The organism is Stenotrophomonas sp. Y6 (genome assembly GCF_022436665.1).
GTDB classification, from domain to species: Bacteria; Pseudomonadota; Gammaproteobacteria; order Xanthomonadales; family Xanthomonadaceae; genus Stenotrophomonas; species Stenotrophomonas acidaminiphila_A.
This window is the reverse complement of sequence record NZ_JAKUKB010000006.1, coordinates 144,527-161,447: the sequence shown is the minus strand read 5'-3', so window position 1 is coordinate 161,447 and position 16,921 is coordinate 144,527. Positions and strand designations below refer to the sequence as shown.

Annotated in this window: 14 protein-coding genes; 10 read left to right on the top strand and 4 right to left on the bottom strand. The window is 71.3% G+C overall.

The features are described 5' to 3' along the window. The first annotated feature begins 2 nt into the window (after positions 1-2). From MKP15_RS09050 to dcp, 6 genes are all read left to right on the top strand, one after another. The gene (locus tag MKP15_RS09050) at positions 3-2,375 is read left to right on the top strand and encodes an LTA synthase family protein (RefSeq protein ID WP_240212488.1); all 2,373 of its coding nucleotides are present in this window, start codon (positions 3-5) and stop codon (positions 2,373-2,375) included. Beyond that, entirely contained in the window at positions 2,372-3,316 is a 945-nt protein-coding gene (locus MKP15_RS09045; RefSeq protein WP_240212487.1) for a hypothetical protein, read from the top strand. The genes MKP15_RS09050 and MKP15_RS09045 overlap by 4 nt, the downstream gene beginning before the upstream one ends. Positions 3,317-3,372: 56 nt before the next feature. Beyond that, the gene (gene arfB, locus MKP15_RS09040) at positions 3,373-3,804 is read left to right on the top strand and encodes an alternative ribosome rescue aminoacyl-tRNA hydrolase ArfB (protein WP_161614492.1); all 432 of its coding nucleotides are present in this window, start codon (positions 3,373-3,375) and stop codon (positions 3,802-3,804) included. A 36-nt stretch (positions 3,805-3,840) separates the two neighbouring features. Continuing rightward, positions 3,841-4,425, top strand: coding sequence for a lysophospholipid acyltransferase family protein (locus tag MKP15_RS09035; RefSeq protein WP_233996395.1), 585 nt, complete (start codon positions 3,841-3,843; stop codon positions 4,423-4,425). A gap of 3 nt (positions 4,426-4,428) precedes the next feature. Continuing rightward, positions 4,429-5,865: a deoxyribodipyrimidine photo-lyase gene (locus MKP15_RS09030; RefSeq protein ID WP_240212486.1), complete on the top strand. Its 1,437-nt coding sequence runs from the start codon at positions 4,429-4,431 to the stop codon at positions 5,863-5,865. A 111-nt stretch (positions 5,866-5,976) separates the two neighbouring features. After that, entirely contained in the window at positions 5,977-8,133 is a 2,157-nt protein-coding gene (gene dcp, locus MKP15_RS09025) for a peptidyl-dipeptidase Dcp (RefSeq protein WP_240212485.1), read from the top strand. Between the two features lie 79 nt (positions 8,134-8,212). Here the strand turns inward: dcp and MKP15_RS09020 are convergent, their stop codons facing one another. Together MKP15_RS09020 and MKP15_RS09015 are read right to left on the bottom strand one after the other, a co-directional pair. Beyond that, a complete protein-coding gene (locus MKP15_RS09020) occupies positions 8,213-8,434 on the bottom strand; it encodes a hypothetical protein (RefSeq protein WP_240212484.1) in 222 nt (73 codons plus the stop codon). Beyond that, on the bottom strand, positions 8,421-8,819 hold the full coding sequence (locus MKP15_RS09015; protein ID WP_237723519.1) for a 3-dehydroquinate dehydratase: 399 nt from the start codon (positions 8,817-8,819) through the stop codon (positions 8,421-8,423). The genes MKP15_RS09020 and MKP15_RS09015 overlap by 14 nt, the downstream gene beginning before the upstream one ends. Positions 8,820-9,083: 264 nt before the next feature. Between MKP15_RS09015 and lepB the strand changes: the two genes are divergently transcribed. From lepB to dld, 4 genes are all read left to right on the top strand, one after another. Beyond that, positions 9,084-9,773: a signal peptidase I gene (gene lepB, locus MKP15_RS09010; protein ID WP_240212483.1), complete on the top strand. Its 690-nt coding sequence runs from the start codon at positions 9,084-9,086 to the stop codon at positions 9,771-9,773. A gap of 221 nt (positions 9,774-9,994) precedes the next feature. Next, positions 9,995-10,780 carry a transcriptional regulator LldR gene (gene lldR / locus MKP15_RS09005; RefSeq protein WP_240212482.1) on the top strand — a complete coding sequence of 262 codons (786 nt, stop codon included), beginning with the start codon at positions 9,995-9,997 and terminating at the stop codon, positions 10,778-10,780. Beyond that, positions 10,777-11,916 (top strand): FMN-dependent L-lactate dehydrogenase LldD, encoded by a 1,140-nt coding sequence (lldD, locus tag MKP15_RS09000; RefSeq protein WP_240212481.1) that lies wholly within the window; start codon positions 10,777-10,779, stop codon positions 11,914-11,916. The genes lldR and lldD overlap by 4 nt, the downstream gene beginning before the upstream one ends. Next, entirely contained in the window at positions 11,913-13,610 is a 1,698-nt protein-coding gene (gene dld / locus MKP15_RS08995; protein WP_240212480.1) for a D-lactate dehydrogenase, read from the top strand. Before lldD ends, dld begins: the two co-directional genes overlap by 4 nt. Positions 13,611-13,687: 77 nt before the next feature. On the opposite strand, the gene MKP15_RS08990 is transcribed toward dld, so the two are convergent. Together MKP15_RS08990 and MKP15_RS08985 are read right to left on the bottom strand one after the other, a co-directional pair. Further along, positions 13,688-15,772: a S9 family peptidase gene (locus MKP15_RS08990; RefSeq protein ID WP_240212479.1), complete on the bottom strand. Its 2,085-nt coding sequence runs from the start codon at positions 15,770-15,772 to the stop codon at positions 13,688-13,690. 86 nt (positions 15,773-15,858) lie between these two features. After that, positions 15,859-16,827, bottom strand: coding sequence for a LysR family transcriptional regulator (locus MKP15_RS08985; RefSeq protein WP_104939851.1), 969 nt, complete (start codon positions 16,825-16,827; stop codon positions 15,859-15,861). Positions 16,828-16,921: the final 94 nt, after the last annotated feature.

The window sequence follows — 16,921 nt, the reverse complement described above, 5'->3', positions numbered from 1 at the left end:
CGATGAACACCGGACGCCAGGGCAGTGCGTACCCGCGGTTCTCCTCCGGTTTCCGGGCGCTGCTGCTGGCGCAGTGCGTACTGGTCGCGGCCAGCGTGATCGGCGGCAGCGCCGGCATGGCGTGGAGCAGCGGGGAAAAGTGGACGGTCGCCGGGGTCGCGCTGGCGCAGGCGCTGCTGGTGCTGTTGCGCACGGTGCCGGTACTGCTGCTGCTGTCGCTGCCGCTGCTGGCGCTGCGGCGGCCGCTGCTGCGCGCGGTGGCGGTGGCCGTGCCCTGGTCGCTGCTGATCATCGTGCAGGGCATGCTCGACCAGTACTACCAGGTGGCGCGCGTGCCGCTGGGCGCGGACCTGTTCGGCTACAGCCTGGCCGAAATACGCACCGCGCTCGGCGACGGGGCGCCGCTGGACGCCGGCACCGTGCTGGCCATCGGCCTGCCGCTGCTGGCGCTGTGGGCCGGGCTGTGGTGGTGGGTGCGGCGCGATGCGCGTGGCTCGGTGCTGTGGACCACGCTGCTGCTGGTGGCCGGGTTGCTGGCCTGGCTGGTACCGCTGCCGGCCGGCGCCGCCGCACTGAAGGACGAACCGGCGCGCGGACTGGCCAGCAACAAGCTGGCCTGGTTCGGCGCCGACGTATGGCGCTGGCAGGACGCAGCCGCGCCTGCCGCGGCCGGCGGCGCGGCCGCGGCCGCCGACCCCGGCGAGCCGGCGCTGGATCCGCACTACCCGTTCCTGCACGACGAACGCACGCCGGACACGCTCGGTCCCTGGTTCTCGCCCACCGCCGACGGCCACCCGCCGAACGTGGTGGTCATCGTGGTGGAGGGGCTGGGGCGCTCGTTCTCCGGCCCGGAGGCCACGCTGGGCAGCTTCACCCCGTTCCTCGACGAGCTGGCGACGCGCAGCCTGTACTTCGACAATTTCCTGGCCAACCAGGGCCGTACCTTCGGCGTGCTGCCCAGCCTGCTGGGCTCGGCGCCGTTCGCCGACCAGGGGTTCACCGCGCTGGGCGACCGCATGCCGCCGCATCCGGGCCTGTTCAGCGTGCTTGGCCAGCAGGGCTACCACACGGCCTTCTACAACGGCACCGACACCGGCTTCGACAACGAGAGCGGTTACATGCGCCTGCAGCAGGTGCAGACGCTGGTGGACATGAACTCCTTCGGTCCGGGCTACGCGCGCAACCCGTTCAGTACCTGGGGCTACCCGGACAAGGAGCTGGTGTCGCGGGTGCTGGCCGACAGTGGCCGCCTGCAGCCGCCGTTCCTGCTGGCGATGCAGACCATCACCATGCACACCAGCTACCGCTTCCCCGGCCAGGACGCCTACCGCGCGCAGTTCGCCCAGCGCCTGGCCCAGCTGCGGATTCCGGCGGCGCAGCTGCCGTCCTACCAGGCGCAGGCGGACATCTACAGCAGCATCCTCTACACCGACGACCAGCTGCGCCGCTACTTCGACGAAGTGGCCAAGGCGCCGTGGTATGCCAACACCGTGTTCCTGATCACCGGCGACCATCGCCTGCCGGAAATCCCGATGGGCGAGCACGTCGACCGCTACCACGTGCCGCTGATCATCTTCTCGCCGCTGCTCAAGCGCGCCGCGCGCATCCGCGCGGTTTCGTCGCAGCTGGACGTGACGCCGTCGCTGCTGGCCCTGTTGTCGAACACCTATGGGCTGAAGCGGCCGGCGCGGACGCCGTGGCTCGGCACCGGCCTGGACATGGCCGACACGTTCCGCAACATCCACGCGTTGCCGCTGAAGCAGACCAAGACCAGCGCGGTGGAGTACCTGGCCGACCGCTGGTGGCTGTACGACGGCAAGCTCTACCAGCTGCAGGAGGGCATGCACCTGGCCGAGGTCGATGATGCGTCGCTGCTGGCGTGGGCCAATGCGCGCCTGCAGCGCTACACGCAGGCCAATGCGATCTTCATGCAGCAGCAGGCGCTGGACCCGGACGCGGCCAGACCGGTGCTGGTGGCCTACCAGGCCGCGCCGCAGATACAGGTGCAGGCACCGGCGGGCCCGGCCATGGCCGGGCTGTCCATGGAATCGGCGCAGGTGGTGCCGGCCGGCAACGGCCTGCGCCTGTCGATGGTGTTCGGCAATGGCGACGGCACACCCAGCCGCACGTTCGTGCCGCTGGCGGTGCTGACCGCCGCCGACGGCAGCGAACTGCACGAAGTGTACGGCCAGGCGCTGGCCCTGCCCGCGGGCGGACGGCAGCAGGTGCAGCTGCAGCTGCCGCGGCCCGACGCCTGCAGCGCGCGCTGCTATGTCTCCGTGTTTCCGTCCGATCCGGACACCGGCAAGGCCATCGGGCAGGGGCGCTATCGCCTGCCGGTGGACGCGGTCAACGCAACGGGAACCTCGCCGTGACACACCTGCGCATCAGTCTGGGCCTGCTGTTGGTTCTGTGCGTCCTGCCGCTGGCGGCATCCGCCGGCGCCAGCCGCGCGATCTGGACCTGGGAGGCGGAGTCCTACGCGATGGTCGAGGATCCGGCCGTGGCCGAGGAGGCGGTGGCCTACCTCAAGTCGCAGCATATCGACACGGTGTACCTGTACGCCGACGCCTACCGCGGCCGTAACCTCATCGTCGACCAGCCGCAGCTGTACCGTGCCTTCATCGAGCGCCTGCACGGGCAGCGCATGAAGGTGTACGCGCTGCTGGGCTCGGCCTACCTCAACACCGAGAACTACGTGCTGCCGGCCTACCGCGCCGAGGCCGAGGCCATGTTCCGGCGGGTGGTCGAGTACAACGCCGCGGCGCCGGCGGCGGCGCGCTTCGACGGCGTCAACCTCGACATCGAGCCGCACATCCTCGACGAGTGGAACGACCAAACCCGCGAGCGCCTGCTGGTCGGCTTCCTGGACATGAGCGACGCGCTGATGCGGATCAAACGCGCGTCCGGCGCTCAGTTGCAGGTGGGCCCGGCCATCCCGTTCTGGCTGGACGGCATCACCCTGGAATGGAAGGGCACGCTGCGCCCGGTCAGCGAGCATGCCATCGACATTTACGACTATGTCGCGCTGATGGACTACCGCGACAAGGCCGAGGGTCGCGACAGCATCCTCTCGCACGCGGCCGAGGAGATCGCCTACGCCAACCGCGTCGGCAAGCAGGTGGTGATCGGGCTGGAGGTGTCCTCCAACGACATCAACAAGGTCACCTTCCACGAGGAAGGCCCGAGGGTGTTCGAGCGCGAGGTGCGCAAGGTCGAGCAGGCGCTGGGCGCCGAACCGTCGTTCGCCGGCTTTGCCATCCACCATTACCGCGCGTACCGGCGCTGGGCCGCCCGCGACTGGCCCGACCTGTAGCCCGCGCGGCCGCCGTGCCCCCTCGCGGCGGCCGGCGACGCGCTTACAATGCGCCGATGGTCAGTGAAGCCCTCCAGGTCTCGGCGCGGCTGGCGATTCCGGAAGCGGAGATCGTCGAGCGCTTCGTGCGCGCCAGTGGCGCCGGCGGGCAGAACGTGAACAAGGTGTCCAGCGCGGTCGAGCTGCGTTTCGACGTGGCCGGCTCGCCGTCGCTGCCGGAGCCGCTGCGCGCGCGCCTGCTGGCGCGGCGTGACCGGCGGCTCACCGAGGGCGGCGTGCTGGTGATCGACGCGCAGCGCTTCCGTACCCAGGAGCGCAACCGCGCCGATGCGCGCGAGCGCCTGGCGGAGTTCATCCGCGCCGGGATGGTGGTCCCCAAGGCGCGGGTCGCGACCAAGCCCACCCACGGCTCCAGGATGCGCCGGCTGGAACAGAAGAAGGAGCGCGCGCAGGTCAAGCGCGGCCGCTCGCAACGCAACTGGGAGTAACGCTTGGACAACCCTTCCTCGCCGGCCCGGGGGCCGGTGGTTCCGCCCGTTCCCGCGAACGTGCCGCACGTGGGCGGCAGCGGCTTCGTGCGCTGGCTCGGGCGCACGGTCCTGCGCCTGGGCGGCTGGCGCGTGGTCGGGCCGATCCCCGACCTGCGCAAGGCCGTGGTCATCGCTGCGCCGCATTCGTCCAACTGGGACGGCCTGTGGGGCCTGGCGGCGAAGATGGCGCTGGGCATCGAGGCGCGCATCCTCGGCAAGGACAAACTGTTCTGGTGGCCGCTGGGCACGGTGCTGCGGCGGCTGGGCGTGGTGCCGCTGGACCGCAGTTCGCCGCAGGGCACGGTGGGGCAGGCGGTGGCGATGATCCAGGGCAGCGAACGCATCTGGTTCGCGCTGGCGCCGGAAGGCACGCGCAAGCCGGTGAAGGAATGGAAGAGCGGCTTCATCCGCATCGCGCGCATGGCGCAGGTGCCGATCGTGCCGGCGTATTTCCACTACCCGGACAAGGTCATCGGCTTCGGCCCGCCGTTCCATACCAGCGGCGACGACAACGCGGACATGGTGGCGGTGCGCCACTGGTACCGGCCGTGGATCGGCCGCAACCGCGGCACGGTGTAGGCCATGGGCATCGCACTGATCTGGTTGCGCGACGACCTGCGCCTGGATGACCACCCGGCGCTGCGTGCGGCGCTGGACCGCGGTCTGCGGCCGCTGCCGGTCTACATCCACGCCCCGCAAGAGGAAGGCGACTGGGCGCCCGGCGCGGCGTCGCGCGCGTGGCGCCGGCGCGCCCTGGCGGCGCTCGCCGAAGAACTGCAGCGGCGCGGTTCGCGGCTGCTGCTGGCGCGCGGGCCGACGCTCGCCACCCTGCAGGCGCTGGCCGCGCGCACCGGTGCCGAGGCGGTGCTGTGGACGCGCCGCTACGAGCCTGCCATCGAGCAGCGCGACGCGCACATCAAGCGCAGCCTGCGCCAGGCCGGCCTGCACGCGGAGAGCTTCAACGGCGCGCTGCTGTTCGAACCGTGGGAACTGGCCACCCGCCAGGGCGACCCGTACCGGGTGTTCACCCCGTTCTGGAAATCGGCGCGCGCACAGTGGCGGCCGCTGTCGACCTGGGATGCGCCGGCACGGCTGCCGTCGGCGGACGTCCCCGGCCTGCCCCCCGGTGAGCGCCTGGACGACCTGCTGCCGGCGCCGGTGCCGGCCTGGGATACGGGCTTCTGGGAGCACTTCAGCCCCGGCGAGGCCGGTGCCCGCGCGGCCATGCAGGCGTTCCTCGACGGTGCCGTGCACGGCTACGCGCAGCGCCGTGATTTCGCCGCCGAGGCCGGTACCTCGCGGCTCTCGCCGCACCTGCACCATGGCGAGCTGTCGGTACGCCGGATCGCCGCGGCGGTGCTGGATGCCGGCGATGCCATCGCCGAACCGGACCGCGACCGCTTCCTCGCCGAGCTGGGCTGGCGCGAGTTCGCCCACCACGTGCTGCACCACTACCCGCGGGTGCCGGAGCACAACCTCGACCCGCGCTTCGACGATTTCCCGTGGGCGGCGGCCGACGAGCCGCGGCTGGAGGCGTGGCGGCGCGGGCGCACCGGGGTGCCGATCGTCGATGCCGGGATGCGCGAGCTGTGGCATACCGGCTGGATGCACAACCGCGTGCGCATGGTGGTGGCCAGCTGGCTGACCAAGCACCTGCGCCAGCACTGGCTGCACGGCGCGCGCTGGTTCTGGGACACGCTGCTGGATGCCAACCTGGCCAACAACACCCAGGGCTGGCAGTGGACCGCCGGCACCGGCGCCGACGCCGCACCGTATTTCCGCGTGTTCAACCCGGTCAGCCAGGCGCGCCGGTTCGACCCGGAGGGCGCCTATGTCGCGCGCTGGGTGCCGGAACTGGCGCGGCTGCCGCTGCCGGCGCGGTTCGCGCCCTGGGAGCACCCGGAGCTGGCCCGCCGGCTGGCGCCGGGCTACCCGGCGCGGCCGCAGGTGGACCTGGCCGCGGGCCGCGCCGATGCACTGGCCGCCTTCGCCGCGCTGCGCGGCGGGCGGGCGGGCTGAGCAGCCGGCAGCGGCCGCACACCCAGGCGCCACCACCGGCACATGCCAGCGCGCGGCCGACGGAGTAGGGTGCGTGATCGCACGCATCCCCGTTCCGCAGGAGCACATCACATGTCGCGTACCCTCACTCTGGCCGCCGCCATCAGCCTCGCGCTGGCGGCCTGTTCCGGCAAGGAGTCCACTGCCCCCGTGACCGCCGAAACCGCTACCACCGCGCATCCCGCCGCCGCGTCGACCAACCCGTTCATGAGCGCCAGCACGCTGCCGTTCCAGGCGCCGGCGTTCGACCGCATCAAGGACAGCGACTACCTGCCGGCGTTCGAGGAAGGCATGCGCCAGCAGCTGGCCGAGATCGCCCGGATCACCGCCAACGCCGAGCCGGCCACGTTCGACAACACCCTGCTGCCGCTGGAGCAGTCCGGCGCCATCCTCGACCGCACCAGCCGCGTGTTCTTCGGCGTGGTGCAGGCCGACACCAATCCGGAACGGCAGAAGATCCAGGAACAGGTGATCCCGAAGCTGGCCGCGCACAGCGACGCCATCCACCTGGACCCCAGGCTGTTCGCGCGGGTGAAGGCGGTCTATGACGCGCGCGCCGGCGCCGGGCTGGATCCGGAGCAGCTGCGCGTGGTCGAGGAAACCTACAAGGGCTTCGTCAAGGCCGGCGCCCAGCTCAACGACGCCGACAAGGAAACGCTCAAGCAGTACAACGCCGAGGAAGCCACGCTCGCCAACGACTTCCACAACAAGCTGGTCGCGGCCACCGCCGCCGGCGCGGTGGTGGTCGAGGACAAGGCGAAACTGGCCGGCCTGTCCGACGGCGACATCGCCGCCGCCGGGGAGGCGGCCAAGGGCCGCAAGCTCGACGGCAAGTGGGTGCTGGCGCTGCAGAACACCACCCAGCAGCCGGTGCTGGCCTCGCTGCGCGACCGTGACCTGCGGGCCCGGGTGCTGCAGGCGTCGGAGACCCGCACCGAGCAGGGCGACGGCAACGACACCCGCGCGATCATCCAGCGCCTGGCGCAGCTGCGCGCGGCCAAGGCGAAACTGCTGGGCTTCCCCAACTATGCCGCCTACAACCTCGGCGACCAGATGGCGCAGACCCCGGCCAACGCGCTGAAACTGTTGACCGACACCGTGCCGGCGGCCACCGCCAAGGCGCGCGGTGAGCTGGCCGAGATCCAGAAGGTCATCGACGCCCAGAACGGCGGCTTCAAGGCCGCGGCCTCGGACTGGGATTTCTACGCCGAGCAGGTACGCAAGGCCCGCTACGACCTGGACGAGGCGCAGATCAAGCCGTACTTCGAACTGGACAACGTGCTGCAGAACGGCGTGTTCTTCGCCGCCAACCAGCTCTATGGGCTGACCTTCAAGGAACGCAAGGACATCCCGGTCTACCACCCGGACGTGCGCGTGTTCGAGGTCACCGATGCCAACGGCCAGCCGCTGGCGCTGTTCTACGCCGACTTCTACAAGCGCGACAGCAAGTCCGGTGGCGCGTGGATGGACGTGTTCGTCGAGCAGGACGGCCTGGCCGGTACCCGCCCGGTGGTCTACAACGTGTGCAACTTCACCAAGCCCGCCGCCGGGCAACCGGCGCTGCTGAGCTGGGACGACGTCACCACGATGTTCCATGAGTTCGGCCATGCCCTGCACGGCATGTTCTCCAATACGAAGTACCCGAGCGTGGCCGGTACCGCGGTGCCGCGCGATTTCGTCGAGTTCCCGTCGCAGTTCAACGAGCACTGGGCGTCGGACCCGAAGGTGTTCGCCAACTACGCCAAGCACTACCAGAGCGGGGAACCCATGCCGCAGGCGCTGGTGGACCGGATCGCCAAGGCCAGGACCTTCAACCAGGGCTACGCCACCACCGAGTACCTGGCCGCGGCGCTGCTCGACCTGGCCTGGCACACGCAGGGCGCCGATGCCCCGCGGCAGGACGTGGATGCGTTCGAGGCCGCGGCGCTGAAGCAGTACCGCGTCGACCTGCCGCAGGTACCGCCGCGTTACCGCAGCAGCTACTTCGACCACATCTGGGGCGGCGGCTATTCGGCCGGCTACTACGCCTACTTCTGGGCGGAGATGATCGACCATGACGCTTTCGAGTGGTTCAAGGAGCACGGCGGCCTGACCCGCGAGAACGGCCAGGTGTTCCGCGACCGGATCCTGTCCATCGGCAATACCCGCGACCTGGCCACCGCCTACCGCGAGTTCCGCGGCAAGGATCCGAGCGTGGAGCCGCTGCTGAAGCACCGCGGGCTGAAGTAAGCGCTCGATCCGGCGTCCGCCGGCTGCACGAACGGCAGGGGCAACCCCGCCGTTCGTGCCTGTGCCGCCGGCGGCGCGCTCACAGGCGCACCAGCAGCAACAGGCGTACCTGCGCCGGCAGCGCGTCGTGCCGGCGCGCCGCCAACCCGCAGATGTGCTGCAGCAGCGCCTGCGGATCGTCGCCCGGCAGATCGCCGGCGCCGACGCTGACGCCGATCTGGCCCCACCAGCGGGGGTGACCGTCGGCGATGATCTCGTAGCCGGCCGCGTAGTGGCGGGTGCCGCCGTCAGGTGCCGACATGCACCCGCTCACCGGCGTCGTTGCAGGCCAGGTGCTCCAATGCCACCTCCAGCGCCAGCACGTAGCTCTGCGCGCCGCACCCGTGGGCGACCGCAAGGCGGTGGCCCGCGTTTTCCGGCAGCTGCGCTGGGTTGGCATCGGCGGCGGTGTCATGTACTTCGACATAGGCGTTGCGCAGGCGCGGCAACAGCCGCCGCAGCCGCTCGCTGGAGACGCAGGCGCCGGGCGCCAGCAGCACGACGTCGGCCGGGTCGTGGTCGGCCACGCACAGGGCCTCGATGAGTTCCTGTTCGGAGCGGCAGTCGCGCAGGGCCAGCGTGGTGTCGGCCTCGAGCGCACGGCTGACCACCGACTGCAGCACCGCGGCGGGCAGCGGGGCGGGCATGTGGGGCGCGTTGCCGGGCAGGTCGGGCCCGCGCAGCAGGAAGACCGACTGCGGCCTGTGGGCCGGCGCGGGGGTGGGGTGCAGGCAGGGACGAGGCATGATGGCTGGATGTCAGGCGCGGGAAGCGCGGTGACGCCACGATGCGCCGCCGGCGCGTAAAACCGCCATGCAGCCAGGCCGCTGGCGGCGTAAACAATGCGTAGCTTCGGGAACTTGCCGGTCGCCGCCGGGGTCGCATGCGGCAGTATCCGGAGGGAGCGCGCCATGCATGTCGATTCGTCCGCCCGTCCCGGCCGCGTGCCACGGAGGCCGTGGCAGTGGCTGCGCAGGGAGGCGCCGCCGCTGGCGCTGATGCTGCTGTTGCTGTGCGCCGCGCGCGACACGCTGGCCAATCACTACCAGGTGCCCAGCGGCTCGATGCAGCCCACGCTGCAGCCCGGTGACCGGGTCATGGTGGACATGCGCGCGTACGGGCTGCGCCTGCCGTTCACCGGACTGCGCCTGCTCGATACCGGCCACCCGCGGCGCGGCGACGTCGCCGTGTTCGACTCGCCGGTCGATGGCACGCGGCTGATCAAGCGCGTGGTGGCGGTGGCGGGCGACCGGGTGGAACTGCACGACGGCTACCTGCGCATCAACGGCCAGCGGCTGAGCCGCGTGCCGCGCCAGGAGCGCTTCGGCGAGCGGCAGGTGACGCTGGACCTGGCGGCCGGCGGAGGCCCCGACATCGACGGCATCCTCATCCCCGCCGGCAAGCTGCTGGTGCTCGGCGATCACCGCGGCAACAGCCTCGATGGCCGCTTCTTCGGCCTGGTGGATGCCGACGCGGTGTATGGCAGGGCGCGGGCGGTGTACTGGCGGCGGGGCAGCGGCCCGGCCTGGCGGCCGCTGTATCAGGTGCCGACGCGTTTCTGCGTCAGAATTGGTCTGTCCAATACATGCGCGCTGCCATGATCTAATGCGTTCTTCGCGGGGCCTGTCCCTGCCGTGCGGGCCGGAACCGGCAGTTATGGATCATTTGGTAATACCAATCGCGACCGCGGCGGGCCGGCAAGGCAGCGCCGGCTGCGTGCGACCGGAGTGGACATGAAGCATTCGCCACAGCGCCATGGGCGGGCGCGCCGTGCCGGGGTGCCGCGCCCGGCCGCCTGCGCGCGGCCCGGGGAGCGGCGCCGGTGAACGTGCCGCGCCGCCCGCCACAGCGGGTGTCGGACAGGGTCGCCGAACAACTGCAAGCGCTGGTGCGCGAGCGGCGGCTGCGGCCCGGCGACCGGCTGCCGGCCGAGCGCCTGCTGGCGGCGCAGCTGGGCGTATCGCGCACCGCGCTGCGCGAGGCCATCGCCCGCCTGGGCAGCCAGGGCCTGCTGGTCGCGCGCGTGGGCGGCGGCACCTTCGTGGCCGAACCGGCGGCACGCGCGCGGCAGGCCATCGAACAACCGCTGGCGCCATACCTGCCGCTGTTCCAGGGCGACCCGGAGTACCGCTTCGACGTGCTGGAGATCCGCCATGCGCTGGAGGGCGCCGCGGCCTGGCATGCCGCGCTGCGCGCCACCGCCGAGGACCGCGCGCGCATCGCCGGCGCCTACGCCGCGATGCTGGATGCGCACGGCAGGGACGACCCCGCCGGCGAAGCCCGCGCCGACGCCGACTTCCACCTGTCCATCGCCGAGGCGTCGCACAACCTGGTGCTGCTGCAGGTGATGCGCGGCCTGTTCGACCTGCTGCAGACCAACATCTCGCAGAGCCGCGAGCGGCTGTACACCTCGCCGCGCACCTTCTCGCCGCTGTCCGCGCAGCACCGCGAGATGATGGATGCGGTGCTGGCCGGCGACCCGCAACGCGCGCGCGCCGCCGCGCTGTCCCACCTGGAGTTCGTGCACACCACGCTGCGCACGCTCGACGAGAACGAGGCCCGGCGCGCGCGGGCCTCGCGCCTGCCTTCCGCCACGGCCGACCCATGATCATCTCCGCTTCCACCGACTACCGCGCGGCCGCACGCCGCCGCCTGCCGCCGTTCCTGTTCCACTACATCGATGGCGGCGCCTACGCCGAGCACACGCTGCGCCGCAACATGTCCGACCTGGCCGACGTGGCCCTGCGCCAGCGCGTGCTGCGCGACATGGCCGACCTGGGCCTGGAGACCGAGTTGTTCGGCGAAAAGCTGGCGATGCCGGTGGCGCTGGCGCCGGTCGGGCTGACCGGCATGTATGCGCGCCGCGGCGAGGTGCAGGCCGCGCGCGCGGCCGACAGCCGCGGCGTTCCGTTCACCCTGTCCACCGTTTCGGTCTGCCCGATCGAGGAAGTGGCGCCGGCGATCCGGCGGCCGATGTGGTTCCAGCTGTACGTGCTGCGCGACCGCGGCTTCATGCGCAACGCGCTGGAGCGGGCGCAGGCGGCGGGCGTCACCACCCTGGTGTTCACCGTGGACATGCCGGTGCCGGGCGCGCGCTACCGCGATGCGCATTCGGGCATGAGCGGGCCCAACGCGGCGCTGCGCCGCTACCTGCAGGCCGTGACCCATCCGCGCTGGGCCTTCGACGTGGGCCTGTGCGGGCGGCCGCATGACCTGGGCAACATCTCCGCCTACCGTGGCCACCCGACCGGGCTGGAGGACTACATCGGCTGGCTCGGCAGCAACTTCGACCCGTCGATCTCATGGAAGGACCTGGAGTGGATCCGTGCGTTCTGGAAGGGGCCGATGCTGATCAAGGGCATCCTCGACCCGGACGACGCGCGCGACGCGGTGAAGTTCGGCGCCGATGGCATCGTCGTGTCCAATCACGGCGGGCGCCAGCTCGACGGCGTGCCGTCCACCGCACGCGCGCTGCCGGCGATCGCCGATGCGGTGCAGGGCGAGCTGAAGATCCTGGCCGATTCGGGCATCCGCAGCGGCCTGGACGTGGTGCGCATGCTCGCCCTCGGCGCCGATGCCGTGCTGCTGGGCCGCGCCTTCGTCTACGCGCTGGCGGCGCGCGGCGAGGCCGGTGTCGCCCACCTGCTGGACCTGGTCGCCAGCGAGATGCGGGTGGCGATGACCCTGACCGGTGCGCGCCGCATTGCCGACATCGGCCGCGAGTCGCTGGTGCGGCTGCCGTGAGCGCGGCGCTGCTGGGGCGCCTGCGCGCGGTCGTCGGCCAGCGCCACGTGCTGACCGGCGACCGGGCCACGCGCCGCTTCCGCCGGGGCTACCGCTTCGGCGAGGGCCCGGTGCTGGCGGTGGTGCGGCCGGGCACGCTGCTGGAGCTGTGGCAGGTGCTGCAGGCGGCGGTGCAGGGCGGCGCGGCGATCATCCTGCAGGCGGCCAACACCGGGCTCACCGGCGGCTCCACGCCCGATGGCGATGACTATGGCCGCCCGGTGGTGCTGGTCAGCACGCTGCGCCTGGCCGGCATCCAGCTGCTGGATGGCGGCCGCCAGGTGCTGTGCCTGCCGGGCGCCACCCTCGACCGGCTGGAACAGGTGCTGGCACCGCTCGGGCGCGAGCCGCACTCGGTGATCGGCTCCTCGTGCATCGGCGCCTCGGTGCTGGGCGGCATCTGCAACAACTCCGGCGGCGCGCTGGTGCGGCGCGGGCCGGCCTATACCGAGCTGGCGCTGTTCGCGCAGGTCGATGCCGATGGCCGGCTGCACCTGGTCAACCACCTTGGCATCGCGCTGGGCGACAGCCCCGAGGAGATCCTGACGCGCCTGCAGGCCGGCGACTACACGCCGGCCGACGTCGGCAGTGGTGGCGGCCGCGTCGCCTCCGACCCGCATTACGCCACGCAGGTGCGTCAGGTGGATGCCGGCACGCCGGCGCGCTTCAACGCCGACCCGGCACGGCTGCACGAGGCAGCCGGCTCGGCCGGCAAGCTGGCCGTTTTCGCGGTGCGCCTGGATACCTTCGAGAAAGAGCCGGCCGAGGTCTTCTATATCGGCAGCAACCGCACCGACAGCCTCACCGCGCTGCGGCGCCAGCTGCTCACCGGTTTCGAACGCCTGCCGATCGCCGGCGAGTACATCCACCGCGATGCCTACGACATCGGCGAGCGCTACGGCAAGGACGTGTTCCTGCTGATCGACCGGCTCGGCACCGCGCGCGTGCCGGCTGCCTTCGCCTGCAAAAGCCGGGTCGATGGCTGGTTCGAGCGGCTGGGCCTGCGCGGGGTGAGCGACCGGGTGCTGCAGGCGCTGGCCGGCCTGCTGCCATCGCACCTGCCCAGGCGCATGGGCGAGTTCCGCCTGCGCTACGAACATCATCTGCTGCTGAAGGTGTCCGCGCGCGACGCGGCGCAGACCGGGGCCTGGCTGCGCGGCTTCTTCGACGGCCACGAAGGCGGCTTCTTCCACTGCACCGCGGAGGAGGGACGCAAGGCGTTTTTGCACCGCTTCGCGGTGGCCAGCGCGGCGGTGCGCTACCGCGAAGTGCACCGCGACCGGGTGCAGGACATCGTCGCCCTGGACGTGGCGCTGCGCCGCGACGACCGCGACTGGTTCGAGCGGTTGCCGGCCGGGCTCGACGCGCGCCTGCTGCACAAGCTGTATTACGGCCATTTCCTGTGCCACGTGTTCCACCAGGACTACATCGCGCGCAAGGGCGAAGACCCGCTGGCGATCGAGCATGCGATGTGGGCGCTGCTCGACGCGCGCGGCGCCGAATACCCGGCCGAACACAATGTCGGCCACCTGTATCCGGCCAAGCCGGCGCTGGCCGCGTTCTACCGGCAGCTCGATCCTGGCAATGTCTTCAATCCGGGCATCGGCCAGACCAGCAAGCGGGCCGGCTGGAAGGACTGCGACTGCGCGCATTGAGCGCGCCATGCGCCGGGAGGGGCCAGTGAGTTGGCGGCCCGGTCACCGCGACCGGGCCGCCCGCAACGCGCCCCGCGTCAGCGGCGGATGTCCTGCACGTGGGTGCCGACCGCCTCGGCCAGGCCGGGAACCCCGTCCGCGCCGGTCGGCACGGTGATGCTCGAGCCCTGGAAGTCAGCGCCGATGGGCTGCGCGCGGCCGCCCAGGCACTGCGCCAGGAAACCCTCCGCCACGGCGTTGAACGCTTTGCTGTTCTCCGGGCGCGCAAAGCCATGGCCTTCGTCCGGGAACAGCACGTAGGTGACCGGGATCTTCCGGTCGGTCATGGCCTTGACGATCTGGTCGCTCTCGGCCTGGCGCACGCGCGGGTCGTTGGCGCCCTGGCCGATCAGCAGCGGCCGGCGGATGGCGGACACGCGGGTCAGCGGCGAGCGCTCGGCCAGCAGCTGTTTGCCGGCCGCGGTGCGCGGGTCGCCCACGCGCTTGGCGAACTGCTCGAAGAACGCGGCCCAGTAGGGCGGGATGGTGGACAGCAGCGTGTCCAGGTTCGAGGGGCCGACGATGTCCACGCCGCACTTGAACGTGTCGGGGGTGAAGGTCAGCCCGACCAGGGTGGCGTAGCCGCCATAGCTGCCGCCCATGATCGCCACCTGCTCGCGGGTGGTCACGCCGTTCTTCACCGCCCAGTCCACCGCGTCGATCAGGTCGTCGTGCATCCTGCCGGCCCATTCGCCGTCGCCGGCGTTGGTGAAGGCCTTGCCGAAGCCGGTGGAGCCGCGGTAATTGACCGACAGCACCGCATAGCCGCGGTTGGCCAGCCACTGGTGGTAGGCGTTGTAGCCGTAGTCGTCGCGCGCCCACGGCCCGCCGTGCACCAGCAGCACCATCGGTACCGGGGCATCGGCCTTGCCGTCGCCGTTGGCGTCGGCGCTGCGCGGCAGGCTGAGGTAGCTGACCAGGGTCAGCCCGTCGCGCGAACGGATCTCCTGCGGCCATTGCGGCACCAGCGCCTTGCCCTCCAGCGCCGGGCGCGCGACGAACAGCTTCTCCGGCGTGCCGCCGCGCACATAGCGGTAGTAGGTGACCGGCGACTCGGCGGCGGAGTAGGCCACGATCCAGGTCTTGTCGTCGAGCGTGCGCGAGGTGACGCTGAAGCTGCCCGGGCCGATCGCCTTGAGCTTGTCCAGGTCCGGTGCGATGGCCGGGTCGACCGCCTTCCATTCGTTCTTCAGGTAATTGACCGCCACCGCCTGCGCGCGCTGGGTCATGGGGTCGTCCAGCGCGCTGTCGATATCGGCGCGGGCGTCCTCGTAGACCAGGGTCTTCGCCCCCGTGCCGGTGTCGATGGCATACAGCGCGGCGGTGTCGCGGTCGCGCGAGTCGAAGAAGTAGCGGGTCTTGCCGTCGCTGGTGTAGCCGCCGGGGAAGCTGGTCAGGGAATCGGCGAACGGGATCTGCCCGCTGACCTTCCAGCCGCCCTTGCCATCGGGTTCGAGCAGGTCGTTGCCGCCGTCCTCGCGCGCGCGGCTGGCCATGCGCACCTTGAAGTCCGGGTCGGCGATGTAGCCGGCGATCTGCCGGGTGTTCTTCTCCAGCAGCGTGCGCTGCCCGCTGGCCAGATCCACGCGGTACAGGTCGTGCCACTTCGGGTCGCGGTCGTTCATCGCCACCAGCACCGATTCCGGGTGCAGGTGGCTGACCCCGACGACCTCGGCGCGGGTGGCCGGGAAATCGCTCAGGTCGCGCGCCTGGCCGCTGGCCAGGTCCACCGCGAACAGGTGGAAGTTCTCGTCGCCGCCGGTGTCGCGCAGGTACAGCAGGGTGTCGGGACGGTGGCTCCAGAAGTACTGGCGGATGCCACGGGTCTTGTCCGTGGTGACCGCGCGCGCCTTGCCCAGGTCGTCGGCCGGGGCGACCCAGACGTTGAGCACGCCGTCGACCGCGGCGACCCAGCCCAGGTAGCGGCCGTCGGGGCTGATCTGCACGTTGGCACGTTCGGGGTTGCCGAACAGGGCGTCGCGCGGGATCAGCCCGGGCGGCGCGGCGGGCGTGCCGCTGGCGGCCGGTGCGGGCGGGGCGTCGTTGCCGGCCGGGGTGCGGTTGCAGGCGGAAAGGGACAGGGTGAGGGCGAGACTGACAGCGAACAGCAGAGTGCGATCCATGGCGGAGCTCCGGTATGCCGCGCTGGCGGGTGCGGCCACGCTAGCGCGGAACCGCGCCTGCTGCGTTAAGCCGCGCCTGGCGCGGCTCAGCGCTCCGAATGGCCGGTGTCGTCGTACTGGCGCGGGGCGAACAGGTCGGGCCGGATCAATGCGATGAAGGCGCGCGCCTGCGGCGACAGCACCTTGCCGCGGCGCACCGTCACCCCGTAGCTGCGCGTGGGGAAATAACGCGTCATCGGGCGGATCGCCAGGCGTTCGCGGTCGGCGTCGTTGAGGCACAGCGCGGTGACGATGGAAATGCCCATGCCCATGGCCACGTATTGCTTGATCACCTCCCAGCCGCCGACCTCCAGCGCCACGGTGTATGGCACGCGGTGGCGCTGGAACACCAGGTCCACCAGCCGCCAGGTGATCTGCCGCTTGGGCGGCAGGATCAGGGGGAACGCCGACAGGTCCTCCAGGGTGATCTCGCGCCTGCCGGCCAGCGGGTGCCCGCGCGGGGTGATCAGCACCTGCTCGAAGTCGTAGACCGGCGCGTAGCTCAGGTCGCCCGGCACGTCCAGCATCGAGCCCACGGCGAGGTCGGCGGCATCGCCGCGCAGCAGTTCGGTGCCGTCGGCGCTGATCGCGTCCTGCAGCACCAGCCGCACGTCGGGGTGGCGCTGGCGGAACGCCTCGACGATCTTCGGCAGCAGGTACAGGATCGTCGAGGTGTTGGCGGCGACGGTCAGTTCCCCGGCATCCAGGCCGCGGACCTTGTCGCGGAAGCTGGCTTCCAGCCCGTCCAGGCTCTCCACCAGCGGCTGCGCCATCTCGTACAGCAGCTGGCCCTCGCGGCTGGGCACCAGGCGCCGGCCGCTGCGCTCGAACAGCACCACCCCCAGCTCCCGCTCCAGCGCCTGCAGCTGCAGGCTCACCGCCGGCTGGCTGACGAACAGCGCCTCCGAAGCACGCGACACCGAGCCCAGGCGGACCGTCTGGCAGAACGCGCGCAGCGGTTTGAGCCGGTCGGACTTGTAGGAAAAACGCGGGTTTGCGGGCGTCTTCGGCGTCATTTCGGCTGATTATTAGCACAACTTATGTTGGGTATTGCAAAAACTGTTTTGATAAATAAGTGACCCCGGCGGCACGGTGGACTCCCCCGACACC